Consider the following 18,274-nt stretch of genomic DNA (forward strand, 5'->3'; position numbering starts at 1 on the left):
GCCGCCAAGTCGACGGGCAAGAAGCCCGCAGCCCCCGCCGAAGAAAAGCCGGTCGCCGAAGCCATCGCCCGCTACCTGAGCGTGATCCACGACTTCAACCCCAAGGGCGGCGCGCGCGTCTACCCCGGCTCGCCGTTCATCGTGCAGCACCTGCTGCGCGACCACGACAAGCTCAAGCTGTTCGAGCTGCACCCGACCGACGCCCGCACGCTGGACGCCAACATCGCCCAGCTCGAGGCCGGCCGCCGCATCGCCGTGCTGCGCGACGACGGCTTCAGCAGCGCCACCAAGTTCCTGCCGCCGCCCTCGCGCCGCGCGCTGGTGCTGATGGACCCGAGCTACGAAATGAAGACCGACTACGGCCGCGTGCTCGACTTCGCGGCCGAGGCGCTCAAGCGCTTCGCCACCGGCACGTATGCCGTCTGGTACCCGATCATTCCGCGCCCCGAGGCGCACGACCTGCCGCGCCGCCTGAAGACGATGGCGACCAAGGCCGGCAAGCCGTGGCTGCACGCCACGCTGACGGTCAAGTCGAGCAAGATCACGAAGGACGCCGCCTCGGGCGAAACGCAGCGCCCAGGCCTGCCGGCCAGCGGCATGTTTTTGATCAACCCGCCCTACACGCTGAAGGCGCAACTGGCCGAGGCGCTGCCGCAGCTGGCCGAGCGCCTGGCCCAGGACCGCAACGCCGCCTACTCGCTCGAGAGCGGCGGCTGAGGCAGGCCGCTCAGCGGCGCTTGCGCGGCGGCACGATCACCCGCTTGCGCGCAGGGGCCGGCGCACGCACGCGCGACGTCGGCGCCTCGGGCAACAGTGCGGGCTGCAGATCTTCCGCCGCCACGGCCTGGCCGCCGCAGCGCATGCCCTCGCGGTCGATGACCGACAGCGCCACCTGCTTGATGCCCATGCTCGTGAGACCGATGCGGTCGGCCGCGGCGCGGCTCAGGTCGATGATGCGGCCCGGCGTGAAGGGCCCGCGGTCGTTGACGCGCACCAGCACCTCGCTGCCGTTGACCAGGCTGCGCACGCACACGCGCGTGTTGAAGGGCAGCGTCTTGTGGGCCGCCGTCATGGCGCCCATGTCGAAGCGCTCGCCGTTGGCGGTCTTGCGCTGGTGGAACTGGATGCCGTACCACGACGCGCCACCACGCTCGAAGATCTCGCGCGGCTCATCGCCGGGCACGCCGTCGTCCAGCGATTCGCCGGTGCCGGACACCGCGAGGTCGTAGCGCACCGACGGCACGGCCGAGCGCGGCGCGGCGCCGGGCGGCACGGCCAGGCCGCGTCCCAGCGGCTGCAGCCGCTTGCCGGACGCCGCCGGCGCGGCGGTGGTGTCCGCGTCTTTCTCCTGCGTGGCAGGCGGCATGGTGCACCCTGCGAGCACGCAGGAGACCGCGACGGCGACCGCGCGCAGCCCTCTCAATCCAGGCGCTCCAGAATCGCCAGCGTGGCCGCCGACTGGTTCATCGTGTAGAAGTGGATCGCGGGTGCGCCGCCCGCTTGCAGGCGCGCGCACAGGTCGGTCACCACGTCCAGGCCGAAGGCCTTGATGGAGGCCGTGTCGTCGCCGAAGCCCTGCAGCCGCAGGCGGATCCAGCGCGGAATCTCGGCGCCGCAGGCGTCCGAGAAGCGCATGAGCTGCGTCGAGCTCGTGATGGGCATGATGCCCGGCACGATGGGCGTGTCGAGCCCCAGCTTGCGCGCGTCGTCGACAAAGCGGAAGTAGGCCTCGGGGCTGAAGAAATACTGCGTGATGGCCGAGTCGGCCCCCGCCTTCACCTTGGTCGCGAAGGCCTGCAGGTCGGCTTCGGGCGAGCGCGCCTGCGGATGGATCTCGGGGTAGCAGGCCACCTCGATGTGGAAGTCGCGGCCGGTCTCCTCGCGGATGAAGGCGACGAGGTCGCTCGCGTACTGGAACTCGCCGCCGATGCCGTAGCCGCTGGGCAGGTCGCCACGCAGCGCGACCAGGCGCTTCACGCCCATGGCCTTCAGCTCGGCCAGCTGCTCGCGCACGGTCGCGCGCGTGGCGCCGATGCACGAGAAGTGGCTGGCGGCGTCCACGCCCTCGGCCAGGATCTCCTGCACCGCACCGAAAGTGCCCTGGTGCGTGGAGCCGCCCGCGCCGTAAGTGACCGAGCAGAACTGCGGCTTGCGCACATAGAGCTGCTGGCGCACGGCGCGCAGCTTGACCGCGCCTTCGGGCGTCTTGGTCGGGAAGAATTCGAAACTCAGCGGAAGGCGCACCTGCGTCTCCTTAGGAACCGTCGCCCGCCTTGGCAGCAGCACGAACGGCGTGAATGAAAAACTCGCGGTTGCCGTCGCCCCCGGCGATCGGGCTGTCGAACCAGCGCAGCACCTTCAGCTCGAGCGCCGCGCAGGCGTCGTGCAGGCGCTTCTCGACCACAGCGTACATCGCCTCGTCGCGCACGATGCCGCCCTTGCCGACCTGGCCGGGCTGCAGCTCGAACTGCGGCTTGACCAGCATCAGCAACTGGCCGTCGTCGGCCAGGAACTGCACCACGGCCGGCAGCACCAGCGTGAGCGAGATGAAGGACAGGTCGCCGACGATGAGGTCGAAGCGCGGCTCGGCCGGGGCTTCGGCAACTTCGAGCGCCTCGCCCACCTCGTCGTCCTCGCCATCGTCCACCTGCAGATCGGCCGGCGACAGCGCCCGCGCATTGACGCCTTCGATGGCGACCACGCGCTCGTCCTCGCGCATGCGCGCATGCAGCTGCCCGTGACCGACGTCGACGCCCACCACCTTGGCGGCGCCGTGCTGCAGCAGGCAATCGGTGAAGCCGCCGGTCGACTGGCCGACGTCCAGGCAGAGCTTGCCGGTCGGGTCCACGCCGCTGGTCTTCAGCGCACCTTCGAGCTTGAGGCCGCCGCGCGACACGTAGCGTGCCTCGGCGGCGTCGGCGAGCTCGAGCTCGGCCGACTCGGGCACTTCATCCTTGTTCTTGGCGACGTTGCGCCACGCGTCGCCCGTGCCCGCGTCGCGCCAGCGCATGCCGCCGGCGATGAGCCGGACCGCTTGCGAACGCGACGCGGCCAGGCCGCGCTCCACCAACAGTTGATCGGCGCGCACGCGGATCAATAGCGGTAGGTGTCCGGCTTGTAAGGGCCGTTCTTGCTCACGCCGATGTAGGCGGCCTGGGAGTCGGTCAGCTCGGTGAGCATGGCGCCGACCTTCTTCAGGTGCAGGCGCGCGACCTTCTCGTCCAGGTGCTTGGGCAGCACGTAGACCTTGCCGGCCTGGTAGGCGTCGGGCTTGGTGAACAGCTCGATCTGGGCGATGGTCTGGTTCGCGAACGACGACGACATCACGAAGCTCGGGTGGCCCGTGCCGCAGCCCAGGTTCACGAGGCGGCCCTTGGCCAGCAGGATGATCTTCTTGCCATCGGGGAAGGTGATGTGGTCCACCTGCGGCTTGATCTCTTCCCACTCGTACTTCTCGATCGACGCGACGTCGATCTCGTTGTCGAAGTGGCCGATGTTGCAGACGATGGCCTGATCCTTCATGGCGGCCATGTGCTCGTGGCGGATCACGTCGCGGTTGCCGGTGGTGGTCACGAAGATGTCGGCCTTGTCGGCGGCGTACTCCATGGTCACGACCTTGTAGCCTTCCATGGCGGCCTGCAGGGCGTTGATCGGATCGATTTCAGTCACCCACACCTGGGCCGACAGTGCACGCAGGGCCTGGGCCGAGCCCTTGCCCACGTCGCCGTAGCCGGCCACGCAGGCCACCTTGCCGGCGATCATCACGTCGGTCGCGCGCTTGATGCCGTCGACCAGCGATTCGCGGCAGCCGTAGAGGTTGTCGAACTTGCTCTTGGTGACCGAGTCGTTCACGTTGATGGCGCGGAACAGCAGCGTGCCCTTGGCGCTCATCTCGTTCAGGCGGTGCACGCCGGTGGTGGTCTCTTCGGTCACGCCGATGATCTCGGCCGACTTGCGGGTGTACCAGGTGTCGTCCACGGCCAGCTTGGCCTTGATGGCGGCGTACAGAATGCGTTCTTCTTCGCTGGTCGGGTTGGCGAGCACGCCCAGGTCTTTTTCAGCGCGCTGGCCCAGGTGCATGAGCAGCGTGGCGTCGCCGCCGTCGTCCAGGATCATGTTCGGGCCTTCGCCCTTCGAGCCCTTGGGGCCGAAGTCGAAGATGGCGTGGGTGTAGTCCCAGTAGTCCTTCAGCGACTCGCCCTTGATGGCGAACACCGGCGTGCCGGCGGCGGCGATGGCGGCGGCGGCGTGGTCCTGCGTCGAGAAGATGTTGCACGAGGCCCAGCGCACTTCGGCGCCCAGGGCTTGCAGCGTCTCGATCAGCACGGCCGTCTGGATGGTCATGTGCAGCGAGCCCGTGATGCGCGCGCCCTTCAGGGCCTGGCCCTTCGAGAACTCTTCACGGATGGCCATCAGGCCGGGCATCTCGGTTTCGGCGATCTTGATTTCCTTGCGGCCCCAGGCGGCAAGGGACAGGTCGGCAATCGCCTGGTCGGCGGTCGAGACGGGGGTGGGCTTGAGTACAGCGCTCATGTGAACTCCAAAACTGGTTTGAAAGATGCCACTGCGTACGGGGAAGAAAGACTCACCGCGAGAACAGCGGGTGAGCGTGGTTGCGATGTGGTCCGAGCCTCACGCCTGACGGCGCTGCAACGCTCCTCGGAGCGCCGGATTGTAGTCGCGGCCGCCCGGCCCGCCAATCGACCGGGGCATCCCACATCACGGAAAGCGCGGGCGCCCGCCAGGCCGGGCCGTGCGGCGCGGGCCACCCCGGGAAACTCCGCAGGCAAATCCGCGCTTGGAGCGCCCTGAGCCGCGCCGGCCCGGCGTATCGTGGCGGCGGGCCCCGGCCGCCCGGCCGCTGCCTGCATCCACCCGTTCGATTGTTTTCATCACCCGACACAGGAGATTCCGCACCATGGCCACTGCCAAGAAAGCCGCCGCGAAAAAAACCACCGCCAGCAGCGCCGGCGCGAAGCAGGCGGCGCCGTCCGCCGCGGACATGCTCGATCCGATGAAGAACCTCAAGGGCATGGCCGAGCGCCTGCAGAACCTGAACCTGACCGGCGGCGCCGGCAAGCTGCTCGACAGCGGCCGCAAGGACCTGCAGGCGCTGATGCAGGCCAACGAAAAGTCCTACCAGGGCCTGCAGACCGTGGTGCAGCGACAGACCGAAATGATCAAGACGGCCATCGCCGAATGGCAGACCGCCGCCAAGGCGATGCCGGGCAAGGACCCGAAGGAAAACCTCGCCAAGCTCGACGAGCTGGGCCGCCAATCGTTCCAGCGCGCCGTCGACGACATCAAGGAACTGGCCACCCTGGCCGCCAAGTCGCAGGCCGACGCCTTCGACGTGGTGCGCCAGCGCATCCAGGCCAACGTGGACGAGGTCACGAAGCTGCTGCAGCGCAAGTAACAAGAAGAAAAGAAAGGCCCGCATGACCGCCGTCGCGCCCCGCACCGAACGGCGCACCCGCGCCAACGGCATCGAACTGGCCTGGGACAGCTTCGGCGACCCCGAGGCGCCGCCGCTGTTGCTGGTCATGGGCCTCGGCGCCCAGATGGTCGCGTGGGACGACGCGTTCTGCGCCGGCCTGGCGCAGGCCGGCGGCCACCATGTGATCCGCTTCGACAACCGCGACATCGGCCACTCCACCCACCTGCCGCACGCCGGCGTGCCCGACATCCAGGCGCTGATGCTGCAGGCCATGGCCGGGCGCCCGCTGCAGGTGCCCTACACGCTGCGCGACATGGCCGACGACTGCGCCGGCCTGCTCGACGCACTGGGCATCGCGCGCGCCCACGTCGTGGGCGCGTCGATGGGCGGCGCCATCGGGCAGGAGATGGCCATCCACCATCCGGGGCGGATGCGCTCGCTCACCAGCATCATGTCGAGCACCGGCGACCCGGCCCTGCCGCCGCCCACGCCCGAGGCGCTGGCGGTGCTGTTCGCGCCCGCGCCGACCAGCTTCGAGGCCTACCTGCCGCACCACGCCAAGCTGTGGCGCGTGCTGCGCGGCCCCGACGCCTTTCCGCTCGACGAGGCGCGCGACGCCGAACGTGCGCAGCTCGCATTTCTGCGCGGCCTCAACCCAGGCGGCGTGGCGCGCCAGCTGGCAGCCGTGTTCGCGTCGGGCAACCGCAAGCCGGCGCTGCGCGCGGTGCAGGTGCCTACGCTGGTGATCCACGGCGACGTCGACCCGCTGGTGCCCGTGGCCTGCGGCATCGACGTGGCCGAGGCCATTCCCGGCGCTACGCTGCTGCGCATTCCGCGCATGGGCCATGCGCTGCCGATCGCGATGTGGCCGCAGATCATCGAAGCCATCGCCGCGCACACCGCACGGGCGGCGCGGCGCGACGATCACTGAAGAAAAAAAGAGACACGACAACGAACCCAGACGGAGGTGTTTTTCATGAGCCAATTTCCGTCCCTCGATCCCATGGCCCTGTGGCGCGAGCTCACGGCCCAGTGGGAAAAAAGCACCAACGAATTCGCCAACGAAGCCATGGCCTCGGACCCGTTCCGCCAGGGCATGCACGGCGGCATGAACGCCTCGCTCACCGCGCAGAAGGCGGTGGGCGACCTGATGGCGCGCTACCTCACGCTGCTGAACCTGCCCACGCGCGCCGACCTGCAGGCGCTGGGCGAGCAGCTGCACCGCATCGACGACCACCTGGCGGGCATCCGCCGCGCGCTGGAAGGCGGGGCCGGGCCTGCCGCGCGGACCGCCGATGCAGCTGCTGCGCCGCCCCGGCCGCGCCGCACCAAGCAGCCGCCCGCGGCGGCGGCAGCGCCTGCACCGGCCGCCAAGGCCGCCGCCGCCAAGAAACGCCCCGCCGGAAAGCGCCGCCCATGAGCGCGCCGCCCGACACCTTCCAGCTGCCCGACATCCGCGGCGAGATCGAGCGCACGATCCAGCGCAACATCAAGGGGCTGGACTTCCTGACCTCGACCGCGCCCGCCGTCGGCCTCACACCCAAGGACGAGATCCACCGGCGCGGCACGCTGAGCCTGTACCACTACCGCCCGATGGTCGACGAGATCTACCGCGTGCCGGTGCTCATGGTGATGGCCACCACCAACCGCGCCTACATCTTCGACCTCGCGCCGGGCCAGAGCATGGTCGAGTACCTGCTGCTCAAGGGCTACGACGTCTACGTGATGGACTGGAACGCGCCGCGCCCCGACGAGAAGCGCCTGCGCATCGAGGACTACGTGCTCGACTTCATTCCCGACTCGATCCGCCGCGTGCAGGAAGACTCGGGCGAGGACGACGTGACCATCGCCGGCTACTGCATGGGCGGCGTGCTCTCCACGCTGTACGCGGCCCTACACCCCGGCGGGCCGATGAAGAACCTGGCGCTCTTCACCACGCCGATCGACTTCAGCCGCATGAAGCTCTTTCATGCGTGGTCCGACCGGCGTTACTTCGACGTCGACCGCCTGATCGACACCGTGGGCAACGTGCCGCCCGAGATGCTGTTCGCCTCCTTCGACATGCTGCGCCCCGCGGGGCGCGGCGCCGGGCTGGTGCAGCTGTGGGACAACATGGCCAACGACGAGTTCGTCAAGTCGTACCGCATGTTCGACCGCTGGGGCGCCGAGATGCTGCCGCTGGCCGGCGAGTATTTCCGCCAGACCGTGAAGGAGCTCATGTGGGACAACAAGCTGCACAAGGGCGAGCTGGTGCTCGGCGGGCGCCCCGTGCTGCTGAAGAACATCACCGTGCCGGTGCTGCACGCGCTGGCGCAGCACGACCACATCGTGCCCTACGAGGCGGGGCAGCCGCTGATCGCCGGCATCGGCTCCACCGACAAGGAAGAGGTGGTGCTCAAGGGCGGCCACGTGAGCCTGGCGGCCGGCACCAACGCCGTGCGGCGGCTGTGGCCCAAGCTCGACGAATGGCTGGGCGTGCGCTCCACCTGACGAACACAACCTTCCCCCTACGCTCATGACCGCATCTTCTTCCCGCACCTACCCGCGCACCGTTTCCCACGCGGACGGCGACATCGCCCTGCGCCTGATGACCGGCGCCGACGCCCCCGCCGTGCTGGCCTTCGCGCAGGCGCTGCCGGCGCACGACCTGCTCTTTCTGCCGCGCGACATCACCGAGCCCAAGGTGATGGCCGCCTGGGTCCGCGCCATCGAGCGCGGCGACATCGACAGCGTGCTCGCCGTGCGCGACGGCGCCGTGCTGGGCTGCGCCGCCGTCATCCGCGACCCGCACTCGTGGTCGGGCCACGTGGCCGAGCTGCGCGTGCTGGTGTCGCCCGCGCTGCGCGGCGGCGGCCTGGGCCAGCAGCTGGCGCAGGAGGGCTGCGCGCTGGCCTTCGCCCACGGGCAGGAAAAGATCGTCGCCCAGATGACCGTCGACCAGCGCGGCGCCATCGCCGTCTTCCAGGCCCTGGGCTTCCGGCCCGAGGCCCTGCTCACGCGCCACGTGAAGGACCGCGAGGGCAAGGCGCACGACCTCGTGGTGCTGAGCCAGGACGCGGCGCAGGTCGAGGCGCAGATGCGGGCGTATGGGGTGACCGAGGCGTTTTAGGGCATAAAGCGGGGATGAACCCGCACGCGTCGAAGAAGCCGCTCTATCGCAAGGTCAACACCAAGGCCCGAAACGTGCATCACGATTTCGGCGGCGACTACCGGCATGAGCGGAACACGAAAAACAACGAACGTTCCGAAGAGACGCGACGCGCCATGCACGGAAAGCACTTGCGCGGACTCGACTACACGCCCCTGTGCCGGTTTCTCTTGTCCAAGGTCGGTGCCGACTGGGACCAAGTCCACAGCGAAGCCGTGGCTCGGCTCGACCGTTCCGAACCGATCTTCTGGCTGGTAGCCCTGCGCGAAGACGAAAAAAAGGACGTCGTCAGGATTGGCGACGCCAGCTACTACAGCGGGTTGTTTGTCGATGCCGAAGGCAAGTTGCGCGTGGTGAATCCCGCGCTGGGTCCCGAACACATGACACCGACCTGCCCTTGCTGCACCCACACTTTCAACGGCATCCGCTTCGCCGGACAAAGCAAGGAAACCAGCTCGAATCCGCCGGTCGGCCCGGGCGCGCCGTCCCGTTCCGGCACGGCCTCCTAAAATCGGGGGATTCCCCTGCAGATTGCCCACCTTGTCTTTTCTCGCCGAAACCCGCCGCCGTCGCACCTTCGCGATCATTTCCCACCCTGACGCCGGCAAGACCACGCTGACCGAAAAACTGCTGCTGTTCTCGGGCGCGATCCAGATCGCCGGCTCGGTGAAGGCCCGCAAGGCCTCGCGCCACGCCACCTCCGACTGGATGGAAATCGAGAAGCAGCGCGGCATCTCGGTGGCCTCGTCGGTGATGCAGATGGTGTACCGCGAGCACGTGATCAACCTGCTCGACACGCCCGGCCACAAGGACTTCTCGGAAGACACCTACCGCGTGCTCACCGCCGTCGACTCGGCGCTGATGGTGATCGACGCCGCCAACGGCGTGGAAGCGCAGACGCGCCGGCTGATCGAGGTCTGCCGCCAGCGCGACACGCCCATCATCACCTTCGTCAACAAGATGGACCGTGAAGTGCGCGAGCCCCTGGACATCCTGGACGAAGTGGAGCGCGAACTCGGCATGCCCTGCGTGCCCATGACCTGGCCCGTGGGCCAGGGCAAGAGCTTCCGCGGCATCATGAACCTGCGCACGCAGGCGATGACGGTGTTCGAGTCGGGCAGCGAGCGGCTGCCGCACGACTTCGAGACCATTCCGCTGTCGGACCGCGAAACGCTGGTCAAGCGCTTCGGTGCCGACTTCGAGCACGCCATGGAAAGCATGGAACTGGCCACCGGCGCCTCCCCCACCTGGGACCGCGAGGCCTTCCTGGCCGGCAAGCAGACGCCGGTGTTCTTCGGCTCGGGCGTGAACAACTTCGGCGTGATGGAAGTGCTCGACGCGCTGGTCGACCTGGCGCCCTCGCCGCAGTCGCGGACCAGCACCACGCTGGTCAACCGCCAGCCGGTGGTGAAAGAGATCCAGCCCGAGGACAAGGACTTCGCGGGCGTGGTCTTCAAGGTGCAGGCCAACATGGACGCCAACCACCGCGACCGCATCGCCTTCGTGCGCATGGCCTCGGGCAAGTACACGCCGGGCATGAAGCTGAAGGTGCAGCGCACCGCGAAGGAGCTGCGCCCCACCAGCGTCGTGACCTTCATGAGCCAGCGCCGCGAGGCGGTGGAAGAGGCCTACGCCGGCGACATCGTGGGCTTCACCACGCACGGCGGCGTGCAGCTGGGCGACACCATCACCGACGGCGCGAACCTGCAGTTCACCGGACTGCCCTTCTTCGCGCCCGAGCTGTTCATGACCGTCATCCTGAAGAACCCGCTGCGCACCAAGCAGCTGCAGCAGGGCCTGGCCCAGCTGGGCGAGGAAGGCGCGATCCAGGTCTTCCGCCCCGAGGTCGGCGGCCCGATGCTGCTGGGCGCGGTCGGCCAGCTGCAGTTCGAAGTGGTGCAGCACCGCCTGAAGGCCGAGTACGACGCCGACGTGCGCCTCGAAGGCTGCCAGTACACGGGCGCGCGCTGGATCACGGCCGACACCCCGGCCGAGCTGCGCGAGTTCGTCCACGCCTACCCGGTGCGCATGGCCAAGGACGCGGCCGACACGCTGGCCTTTTTGTGCACCTCGCCGTACGACGTGCGGCTGGCGCAGGAGCGTTTTCCGAAGATCCACTTCCATCCGCTGCGCGAGCACGCGGGCTTGGCGCTGCAGAGCGCCGGCTGATCAGCTGCCCGACGAGGTGTAGTGGCGCAGCCCGAGGCGCCACGCACCGAACGCCGCCGCGAGGAACACGAAGCCCGCGAGCGGCGACACCCACCCCACCCAGGCCGGTGCGCCCAGCGGATCGGGCTTGCCCAGGATCGCCAGCACCGGGTAGTACGCCACGCAGGCCAGCGGCACGATGAAGGTCAGCACGCGGCGGAACCACTGCGCATAGAGCGCCAGCGGGTACTGCGCCGCCTGCACGCCGCCGTAGGTGAGCACGTTGGCGATCTCCAGGCTCTCGACGGTCCAGAACGACAGCGTGCCCTGCAGCACGAGGATGCCGAGGAACAGCGCGATGCCACCGGCCAGGGCGAACAGCGCGACGGTCACGGCGCTGGGGGTCCATACGATGTCGGCCTGCACGGTCGCGAAGGCCAGCACGAGCAGGCCCTGCAGCAGGCGGCCGAGGCGGCTGATGCGCACGTCGTGGCCCATGAGCTGCAACGCGAGCGGACGTGGGCGCAGCAGCAATCGGTCGAAGGTGCCGGTGCGCAGGAACTCGGTGCCCAGCACGTCGAAGCCGCGGCCCAGCGCGTCGGCGAGGGCGAACATGCAGTTCACGAGGCCGTAGAACAGCGCGACCTCGCCGATGCCCCAGCCCTGCACCTCGCCGAAGCGATGGAACAGCGCCCAGACGGCGACGACCTCGATGCCTGTTCCGAGGAACTGGCCCAGGGTCAACAGCAAGGCGGACGCGGGGTACCTGGCCTGGCCGCTGATGGAGGCGGCCATGAGGCGGAAGAAGAGAGGGAGGGCGCCCATCTTCAATGGCCCTCTCGGCTTGTCTCGCCGTGGTTCAGGGCGCGTGCACAGGCCACCGGGTACTTCCCTCCGCGAATGCCCCCCGGGCTTCGCCCTCCTCCTTGATTTCGCTGCGGGAAGCACCCAGTGTCCTGCGCACACCGAGCGCGGTCGTGGTGCCGGTCGATCCACCGCTGTGCGAATTGCGTCATGCCACTCATTGCTCGTAGCAGATGTCGAGCCTGATCAATGCGCCGCGGGCATCGATGCGATCGGCGCGGAAATAGAAGCGGTCGCGGTAGCTGTCGAGGTGAAGGGGTACGGTGACCGGGTCGCCCCAGCTCGTCACCGAGAAGCCCTGCCCGCGCAGCCATCGCAGCAGGGTGTCCAGGCGCTGCGGGTCGGCGTCGACGCGGATGTCGGTGTCTGCGGGCGGCGGGCCCTGTGGGTCCTGCTGCCAGCGCGCGAAGCTGCCGAACAGCGTGAAGGCGTGTCCTGCGGCGCGCATGGCATCGAGCAGCGCGGCCGTGGCCGGCAGGTCGATGCGCTCGCGCTGCTTGCGAAAAACCAGCGCGTGTTCGTGGCGCCGGTCGGTGCGGGCATCGGTGTCGCTGTCTTCCGCGTCGTGCGGATAGACCAGCACGCGCTCCTCCTCCATCGTGAAGAGCGAACCCAGGATGCGCGCGAGATCGAAGGCCAGCGGCAGCACGCGATCGCCGATCCGGAGGTTCTCCACCATCGCGATGCAGGCACCGCCCTCGCGCAATCCGGCGCGCACGCGGTGGAAGACGTTGCGCAGGCCATCGAGGTGCTGCGCGTAGCTCGGGCTGTCGTAAAGCTGGGAGGTTGCCTGCGCACCGGCCCAGCGGCAACCGAAGTAGGGCACGTTCGTCAGGCACAGGTCGAAGGGCGGGAGCGCGGCGTCTTCGAGCGCATCGCACGAGGCGTGCAGGAGCGTCGTGCCGTGGGCGAGGCCGTGGCGCACCAGCCGCTCGCGGATGAGGTCGATGCGGCCTGCATCGACTTCGCAACCCAAGGCCTGGCGCTGCTCGAGGCGCGCCGCGAGCAGCGTCGTGCCGAAACCGGCGAACGGATCGAACACCGTGTCGCCCGGTTGCGAGAACCGGCGCACGAAGGGCAGCATCTGCTCGAGCCATCCGCAATCGCGCCCGCCCATCGGGTCCTGCGCGCGCAGGTCGTCCGGCAGCCGGTAGCGCGGCGATTCATGGTCGAGCATCAGCCAGCTGTGACTGGTCATGGGCAGGCCTTCGCGGTGCGCGTGTCGAGCAGCACGTCGTGCCCCGGCTCCCAGCCGGCGCAGAGCTGTCCGTCGGCAAAGTAGACGAGCTTGTAGACATCGCCGGTCGCGTGGCGCGCGTGCATGGCGCCGTAGTCGGCGCTTTCGAAGACGACCGTCAGGCCGCTGTCGGTGCGCAGGCGCAGGTTCCAGAAGTAGTAACCCTCGGTGAGGCTTTCGAGGGTCCACCCGCGCGAGATGTCGGGGTCGTCGAGGCAGGCCGTCAGCAGCGCGTCCATCGAGACCCGCTGCGTGCGCAGATAGCGCGCGGTGGCGTTGTCGCGATAGCCGTCGTCGAGCCGCGAGAACTCCCGGAAGACGACGGTGCCGGCGCCGCATTGCCGTGCCCACGCGAGGTACGCGGCCACGTCGGTCGGCTGCGCGACGCCGCCGCGCTGGAGGATGCACACGAGCCGCAGCGCCACCGCATCGGCGAGCTGGCGCGCGGTGCGCTCGAACACGACGGGGTCGCCGATGGCCACCTCGGGCCGGAACCGCATGATGGCCTGGTTGACCGCGCCGTCGTGGTGGTGGCGGGACAGCTCCAGCCAGCTCATTCCGAAACGTTGCAGCGCGCGCCGCAGCACCTCGCCCTGCGGGCCGGCAAAGCCTGCGCCGTTGGTATAGAGCACACGGTCCTCGACCACCGGGCCTTCGCTTTCGCCCGCGGCCAGCGTGTGCAGCAGCCGGAGCATCCAGTCGGCGTCGTCGCTCGTTTCCAGGCCCGAGAGCGACCACGACAGCGGCACGCCGCGCAAGGCGCGCAGCGCGCGGGACAGGCCGTCGAAGTAGTCGGGCGCCGGACGCAGCCGGGATGCCGAGGTTCCGCCGTCGGTCTTGCGCAGGTTTTCCGAGCAGAAGCCGCAACGTGCCGAACAGGGCTTCACGGAGGCGTATGGCGTGAACGTGAGGGGCTGCGCAAGGCGCCGCGCGACGCCGCCGATCGTGTGCGTGTGCCAGCGCGTGGCCTCGTTCGAAGGCGGCGTGCGAAGGGTCACCTCGCGCACGGAGCGGTGAAGGCGTTCGAAGAGCGGGGAACTCGCGCTGCGCGGCAGATCGGCCACGGCGATCTGGTCGATCGCGCAGGTCACGGTCCGCGCAACGAGGGACACCGGCGTATCGGCTTCAACGGGAATGACGGGACGCATGGCAGGGGTGGGGTTGTCGCACCCGCCACCATACGACAGCGCTGCCTCCGAGGGCGGGAGTGGCTCCCTGCGCGCGCCCGTCACCCTAGCCACCTTGCACCTGCAGACTGCGCATCGTGCGCCCCATCGCCATCCGCCCGAACGCGACCAGCGCGACGATCCAGAAGCACTGCAGCCCCAGCGCGGCCAGCGCATGCCAGCCGCTCAGGTGCCCGAAGTACAGCCGCGCCGGAATGTCGAACAGCCCCGCCAGCGGCTGCACCAGCAGCGCGGTCTGCCAGGCGTCCGGCAGCAGCGCCAGCGGCAGCAGGTTGCCCGAGAACACGATGACCACGGGCGTCGCCACCGCCTGGATGCCGCGTTCGTTGAGCGCCGCCGTGGTCGCCACGTTGAGCAGCATCACCATCGCGGTCGAGAGCAACAGGCCCAGCCCCACCGACAGCAGGAACGCCGCGCCGGCCACCGCGTTCGCGGGCAATTGCCAGGCCCAGTCGCCCAGCCCCACCAGCGGCAATGCGACCGCCGCGAAGGCCGCCATCAGTGCCACGCGCGGCAGCAGGCGTGCCGCGATCCAGCCTGCGGTGCGCGCGAACCACAGCGCGTAGGCGTCCACCGGGCGCAGCCGGTCGTAGGCGACCGCACCGGTGCGCGCGGCCTGCGCCACTTCGGGGTCGCCGAGCCAGGGCATCAGCACCAGCAGGCCCTGCGCGAGCCAGGTGTAGGTGATGGCCTGGGCCAGCGACATCGACGAGGCCGCGCCCGCGATGGCGCTGCCGCTGTAGAACGCGGCGAACACCATCACCTTGATGCCGCCCCACCAGCACTGCGTGGCAAAGCCCGCGAGCGCCGCCGTGCGGTACTGCAGCATCTGCAAAAAGCGTGAGACGAACGCCGCGACATACGGCCGGGCGAGGTCGCGCGGGCCCAGGGCCGGCTTCACGCCTCGGCCGCTCCGTGCATGGCGTAGAAGCGCGCGATCACGGCTTCGATCGCGAGGCCTTCGAGGCGGATGTCTTCCACGGCGTGCGCGCCGGCAATGCGCGCGATGAGCGCGGGCGCGGGGGTCTGCTTGGGGTCCAAGTCGAGCACCAGCGTCTGGCCGTCGCGCGAATGCACGGTGGCGCCGTCGACCTGCGCGGGCAGCGTGGCATCTTGTGCAAAGTCGACCACCAGCCGGCGCTCGGCCATCACCTGCGCGCGCAGCGCCTCGACCGGGCTGTCGGCCAGCACGCGGCCGTGGCCGATGACGATCACGCGCTGGGCCAGGGCCTCGATGTCGTGCATGTCGTGCGTGGTCAGCAGCACGGTGGTGCCGCGCTCGCGGTTGGCGCGGCGCACGAAGTCGCGCACGGCGAGCTTCGAAGGCGCGTCGAGGCCGATGGTCGGCTCGTCGAGGAACAGGATGTCGGGCTCGTGCAGCAGCGCCGCCGCGATCTCCGCGCGCATGCGCTGGCCCAGCGACAGCTGGCGCACCGGCTGGTCGAGCACGCGCTCCAGGTGCAGCAGCGCGACCAGCTCGTCGCGCGTGCGGCGGTAGCGCTGCGGATCGACGCGGTAGATGTCGCGCAGCAGGTCGAAGCCGTCGCCCACGGGCAGGTCCCACCACAGCTGCGTGCGCTGGCCGAAGACCACGCCGATGCGCGCCACGTGCCGCTCGCGGTCGGCAAAGGGGTCGCGGCCGTCGACTTCCACGCGCCCGCCGTCGGGCCGCAGGATGCCCGAGAGGATCTTGATGGTGGTCGACTTGCCCGCGCCGTTGGGCCCGATGAAGCCCAGCAGCTCGCCGCGCTCCAGCGCGAACGACACGCCCGACAGCGCCTCCACCGTGCGGTGGCGGCGCTGCAGCAGGCCGCGCAGCGCACCGCGCAGGCCGGGGTCGCGCTCGGACACCCGGTAGGTCTTGCGGAGGTTGTCGACGAGGATGTGGGGCATGGTGAGAAGCGCCGCGCCGGCCTGAAAGCGCGGCGGGGGCGGGATGCTACACGAAAGCGCCGGTACGATCACGGGCCCTTTCGAGAATCCTGTCCATGTCTTCGCCTCCCCTGCCCGCCTCGCCCCACCACCTGTTGCCGCTCACGCGCTGGCCCGCCGACGCGCGCGCGGCGCTGGTCGGCGTTTTCACCGACATCGACGACACGCTCACCACCGACGGCGCGATCACGCCCGACGCGCTGAAGGCGCTGGCCGACCTGAAGGCCGCCGGCCTCGCGGTGGTCGCGATCACCGGCCGGCCCGTGGGCTGGAGCCTGCCTTTCGTGAACAGCTGGCCGGTCGATGCCATCGTGGCCGAGAACGGTGCGGTGGCGCTGCGCCCCGCGGCCGATGGCGGTGTCGAGAAGCGCTACCAGCAGGACACCGCCACGCGCGCCGCCAACTTCGCGCGCATGCAGGCCGTGCTGGCGCGCATCGAGCGCGAGATTCCGGGCGCCGGCCGCGCCACCGATTCGCCGGGGCGCGAGACCGACATCGCCATCGACCACAGCGAGTTCGTGACGCTGAGCGACGACACCATCGCGCGCGTCGTCGCGCTGATGCGCGGCGAAGGCATGCACGCCACCGTGAGCAGCATCCACATCAACGGCTGGTACGGCGACAACGACAAGCTCGAGGGTGCGCGATGGATCGTGCGCGAACTGTGGGGCCGCACGCTCGACGACGAGATGGACCGCTGGGCCTACGTGGGCGATTCCACCAACGACCAGCTGATGTTCCGCAGCTTCGCGCACAGCATCGGCGTGGCGAACGTCGCGCGCTTCGTGCCGCAGCTGGAGCACCTGCCGCGCTACGTGACGCAGGGCGAGCGCGGCGCGGGGTTTGCGCAGGCCGCGCACGCGGTGCTGTCGGCGCGCTGAGCCGCGCACGAAAAAAAGGCCCGCGCAGGGCGGGCCGAATGGACCGGTTGAACGACCCTTGGAGAAACTTGCATGGGTGAGGGTCGCGCGATGCGCGCCCCTTCAGGACATCAGAACGTGTGGCGGATGCCGAACTCGTAGCCCATCGAGCTCTTGGCCTGCAGCGCGGTGCGGTTGAACGTGGTGGCGTACGACGGGCCGGCACCCACCGTGAGCGCCGCGCCGTTCTTGTTGCTGACGCGCGCGACCGTGCCGTACAGGGCCGTGCGCTTGGACAGGTTGTGCACGTAGCCCAGCGCGAGCTTGCTGGCCTTCGGGTCGGCGTTGTTCACGCCGAAGACCGGCACGCGGTTGAAGTCGTACTTGACCTGCGAATACGACGCGCGGATCACGCCCGGGCCGACCGGCACGGTCACGCCCAGCAGGTAGCCGGTGAGGTCCACGTCCTGGCCGGGCGTGAAGATGTTCAGCGCGTTGCGCTCGTCCTTCGAACGCGAGATTTCGCCGAACAGCTTGGCCACGCCGAAGTCGTAGGTCGCGCCGAGGTTGAAGGTCTTGACCTTGCCCGGGCGTGCCGCGGCGGCGGCGCCGCTGCCGGTCGTGAAGCTGGTGTCGTTCTGCGCGTAGCTGGCGGCGATGTCGAACGGACCCGTCGTGTAGCCCAGGCGACCGCCGATGTGGCGGCCGGTGTTGGTGCTGGCGGCGGTGTCGGGCGACAGGCGCGTCTGCTCGGCCAGGCCGTAGGCCACGTTGCCGTAGAAGCCGCCCAGGCGCGGCAGGAAGTACTGCACCATGTTGCTGGCGCGCTTGTAGGTGCCGTTGCTGCCGTAGCCGCTGCCCGGCACGCTGGCTTCGTTGGCGTCGATGATCAGCGAGCCGCCGATGCCGGTGTCGCCGAACGGATCGAACTGCTCTTCGTTCATCACCGTCGCGGTCTTGTCGCGGCCCAGGCGCAGTTCGCCGAAGCTGCCTGCCAGGCTCACGGTCGAGCGGCGGGTGAAGTTCGACACGCCGGTGGCGCCGTCGTCATTCGTGATCGGGGCTTCGAGCCAGAAGCTGGCCGACAGGCCGCCGCCCAGGTCTTCCACGCCGCGAAAGCCGAGGCGGCTCGAGCTCAGGCCCGAATTCGCCAGCTCGCTGCGGCTGGCCTTCACGCTGTAGGCGGGGCCGAAGGGGGTGGTCGAAACGCTCTTGTTCGCTACGTTGCGGTAGGCGGCATCGACCACGCCGAACAGGGTCACGGTCGATTGCGCCGACGCGGCGCCGCAGGCTGCGATGGCAGCCAGAACAAGCAGGGATTTTTTCATTGGTGTCACTCCAGGAGGGGGATGTCGCTGCGCCGAGACCGGGCGCGACTTTGGGACGTCCGGGCCTTGTTGCCGCGAGACTGGGTCCGAGTTTTCCTTCGCTGGAAGACAAAGGGATTACATAGGGTTAACG

19 protein-coding genes and 1 riboswitch are annotated in these 18,274 nt (G+C 69.3%); of the genes, 9 read left to right on the plus strand and 10 right to left on the minus strand.

From position 1 onward, the window contains the following. The coding region (locus AC3WQR_RS27770; protein WP_492745057.1) for a 23S rRNA (adenine(2030)-N(6))-methyltransferase RlmJ at positions 1-717 on the plus strand (717 nt) is incomplete at its 5' end. Between the two features lie 10 nt (positions 718-727). Here the strand turns inward: AC3WQR_RS27770 and AC3WQR_RS27775 are convergent. The 4 genes from AC3WQR_RS27775 to ahcY are packed head-to-tail and all read right to left on the minus strand — an operon-like array spanning position 728 to position 4,533. Continuing rightward, positions 728-1,366 (minus strand): septal ring lytic transglycosylase RlpA family protein, encoded by a 639-nt coding sequence (locus AC3WQR_RS27775; RefSeq protein WP_307584318.1) that lies wholly within the window; start codon positions 1,364-1,366, stop codon positions 728-730. A gap of 53 nt (positions 1,367-1,419) precedes the next feature. Next, positions 1,420-2,244: a methylenetetrahydrofolate reductase [NAD(P)H] gene (gene metF / locus AC3WQR_RS27780; RefSeq protein WP_492745060.1), complete on the minus strand. Its 825-nt coding sequence runs from the start codon at positions 2,242-2,244 to the stop codon at positions 1,420-1,422. A gap of 10 nt (positions 2,245-2,254) precedes the next feature. Further along, entirely contained in the window at positions 2,255-3,088 is an 834-nt protein-coding gene (locus tag AC3WQR_RS27785; protein ID WP_492745063.1) for a TlyA family RNA methyltransferase, read from the minus strand. A 5-nt stretch (positions 3,089-3,093) separates the two neighbouring features. Beyond that, a complete protein-coding gene (gene ahcY / locus AC3WQR_RS27790) occupies positions 3,094-4,533 on the minus strand; it encodes an adenosylhomocysteinase (protein WP_492745065.1) in 1,440 nt (479 codons plus the stop codon). A gap of 65 nt (positions 4,534-4,598) precedes the next feature. Next, positions 4,599-4,667: riboswitch (S-adenosyl-L-homocysteine riboswitch) on the minus strand. Positions 4,668-4,918: 251 nt separating this feature from the next. Here ahcY and phaP point away from each other — a divergent pair. Genes phaP through AC3WQR_RS27825 form a run of 7 tightly spaced genes read left to right on the plus strand, consistent with a single transcriptional unit; the run spans position 4,919 to position 10,754 of the window. Then, positions 4,919-5,416, plus strand: a complete 498-nt coding sequence (phaP, locus tag AC3WQR_RS27795; RefSeq protein ID WP_062482351.1) for a TIGR01841 family phasin — start codon at positions 4,919-4,921, stop codon at positions 5,414-5,416. Positions 5,417-5,438: 22 nt separating this feature from the next. Continuing rightward, complete coding sequence (locus AC3WQR_RS27800; protein WP_159272801.1) at positions 5,439-6,368, plus strand: alpha/beta fold hydrolase; 930 nt, start codon at positions 5,439-5,441, stop codon at positions 6,366-6,368. A gap of 45 nt (positions 6,369-6,413) precedes the next feature. Then, complete coding sequence (locus AC3WQR_RS27805) at positions 6,414-6,857, plus strand: hypothetical protein (protein WP_492686439.1); 444 nt, start codon at positions 6,414-6,416, stop codon at positions 6,855-6,857. Further along, positions 6,854-7,927 (plus strand): alpha/beta fold hydrolase, encoded by a 1,074-nt coding sequence (locus AC3WQR_RS27810; RefSeq protein WP_062482906.1) that lies wholly within the window; start codon positions 6,854-6,856, stop codon positions 7,925-7,927. The genes AC3WQR_RS27805 and AC3WQR_RS27810 overlap by 4 nt, the downstream gene beginning before the upstream one ends. A 25-nt stretch (positions 7,928-7,952) precedes the next feature. Continuing rightward, on the plus strand, positions 7,953-8,546 hold the full coding sequence (locus AC3WQR_RS27815) for a GNAT family N-acetyltransferase (protein ID WP_139706027.1): 594 nt from the start codon (positions 7,953-7,955) through the stop codon (positions 8,544-8,546). 14 nt (positions 8,547-8,560) lie between these two features. Continuing rightward, positions 8,561-9,094, plus strand: a complete 534-nt coding sequence (locus AC3WQR_RS27820) for a hypothetical protein (RefSeq protein ID WP_492745067.1) — start codon at positions 8,561-8,563, stop codon at positions 9,092-9,094. Between the two features lie 31 nt (positions 9,095-9,125). Further along, positions 9,126-10,754: a peptide chain release factor 3 gene (locus tag AC3WQR_RS27825; RefSeq protein ID WP_492745069.1), complete on the plus strand. Its 1,629-nt coding sequence runs from the start codon at positions 9,126-9,128 to the stop codon at positions 10,752-10,754. Here the strand turns inward: AC3WQR_RS27825 and AC3WQR_RS27830 are convergent, their stop codons facing one another. The 5 genes from AC3WQR_RS27830 to AC3WQR_RS27850 form a co-directional block, all read right to left on the minus strand. Next, positions 10,755-11,558, minus strand: a complete 804-nt coding sequence (locus AC3WQR_RS27830; RefSeq protein ID WP_492745071.1) for an ABC transporter permease — start codon at positions 11,556-11,558, stop codon at positions 10,755-10,757. 196 nt (positions 11,559-11,754) lie between these two features. Continuing rightward, complete coding sequence (locus tag AC3WQR_RS27835; RefSeq protein ID WP_492745073.1) at positions 11,755-12,795, minus strand: DNA methyltransferase; 1,041 nt, start codon at positions 12,793-12,795, stop codon at positions 11,755-11,757. Then, positions 12,792-13,946, minus strand: coding sequence for a hypothetical protein (locus AC3WQR_RS27840; protein ID WP_492745075.1), 1,155 nt, complete (start codon positions 13,944-13,946; stop codon positions 12,792-12,794). The genes AC3WQR_RS27835 and AC3WQR_RS27840 overlap by 4 nt, the downstream gene beginning before the upstream one ends. Positions 13,947-14,067: 121 nt before the next feature. Next, positions 14,068-14,850, minus strand: a complete 783-nt coding sequence (locus AC3WQR_RS27845) for an ABC transporter permease (protein ID WP_492745091.1) — start codon at positions 14,848-14,850, stop codon at positions 14,068-14,070. 68 nt (positions 14,851-14,918) lie between these two features. Continuing rightward, positions 14,919-15,914 (minus strand): ABC transporter ATP-binding protein, encoded by a 996-nt coding sequence (locus AC3WQR_RS27850; RefSeq protein ID WP_492745077.1) that lies wholly within the window; start codon positions 15,912-15,914, stop codon positions 14,919-14,921. 95 nt (positions 15,915-16,009) lie between these two features. Here AC3WQR_RS27850 and AC3WQR_RS27855 point away from each other — a divergent pair, with 95 nt between their 5' ends. Further along, a complete protein-coding gene (locus AC3WQR_RS27855) occupies positions 16,010-16,834 on the plus strand; it encodes an HAD-IIB family hydrolase (RefSeq protein WP_492745079.1) in 825 nt (274 codons plus the stop codon). Between the two features lie 110 nt (positions 16,835-16,944). Here AC3WQR_RS27855 and AC3WQR_RS27860 read toward each other — a convergent pair whose 3' ends face one another. Continuing rightward, positions 16,945-18,141 (minus strand): porin, encoded by a 1,197-nt coding sequence (locus AC3WQR_RS27860; protein ID WP_492745081.1) that lies wholly within the window; start codon positions 18,139-18,141, stop codon positions 16,945-16,947. Positions 18,142-18,274 lie beyond the last annotated feature (133 nt).

It is taken from the genome of Variovorax sp. FW305-3-2-15-B-LB1, from assembly GCF_058787635.1.

What these genes read in the sequence shown, in the direction of transcription:
- AC3WQR_RS27855 (WP_492745079.1), top strand. Translation starts at nt 16,010, where the DNA reads ATGTCTTCGCCTCCCCTGCCCGCCTCGCCCCACCACCTGTTGCCGCTC.
- AC3WQR_RS27820 (WP_492745067.1), top strand. Translation starts at nt 8,561, where the DNA reads ATGAACCCGCACGCGTCGAAGAAGCCGCTCTATCGCAAGGTCAACACC.
- AC3WQR_RS27815 (WP_139706027.1), top strand. Translation starts at nt 7,953, where the DNA reads ATGACCGCATCTTCTTCCCGCACCTACCCGCGCACCGTTTCCCACGCG.
- AC3WQR_RS27830 (WP_492745071.1), bottom strand. Translation starts at nt 11,558, where the DNA reads ATGGGCGCCCTCCCTCTCTTCTTCCGCCTCATGGCCGCCTCCATCAGC.
- AC3WQR_RS27775 (WP_307584318.1), bottom strand. Translation starts at nt 1,366, where the DNA reads ATGCCGCCTGCCACGCAGGAGAAAGACGCGGACACCACCGCCGCGCCG.
- AC3WQR_RS27800 (WP_159272801.1), top strand. Translation starts at nt 5,439, where the DNA reads ATGACCGCCGTCGCGCCCCGCACCGAACGGCGCACCCGCGCCAACGGC.
- AC3WQR_RS27835 (WP_492745073.1), bottom strand. Translation starts at nt 12,795, where the DNA reads ATGACCAGTCACAGCTGGCTGATGCTCGACCATGAATCGCCGCGCTAC.
- AC3WQR_RS27810 (WP_062482906.1), top strand. Translation starts at nt 6,854, where the DNA reads ATGAGCGCGCCGCCCGACACCTTCCAGCTGCCCGACATCCGCGGCGAG.
- ahcY (WP_492745065.1), bottom strand. Translation starts at nt 4,533, where the DNA reads ATGAGCGCTGTACTCAAGCCCACCCCCGTCTCGACCGCCGACCAGGCG.
- AC3WQR_RS27845 (WP_492745091.1), bottom strand. Translation starts at nt 14,850, where the DNA reads ATGCTGCAGTACCGCACGGCGGCGCTCGCGGGCTTTGCCACGCAGTGC.
- AC3WQR_RS27860 (WP_492745081.1), bottom strand. Translation starts at nt 18,141, where the DNA reads ATGAAAAAATCCCTGCTTGTTCTGGCTGCCATCGCAGCCTGCGGCGCC.
- phaP (WP_062482351.1), top strand. Translation starts at nt 4,919, where the DNA reads ATGGCCACTGCCAAGAAAGCCGCCGCGAAAAAAACCACCGCCAGCAGC.
- AC3WQR_RS27850 (WP_492745077.1), bottom strand. Translation starts at nt 15,914, where the DNA reads ATGCCCCACATCCTCGTCGACAACCTCCGCAAGACCTACCGGGTGTCC.
- AC3WQR_RS27805 (WP_492686439.1), top strand. Translation starts at nt 6,414, where the DNA reads ATGAGCCAATTTCCGTCCCTCGATCCCATGGCCCTGTGGCGCGAGCTC.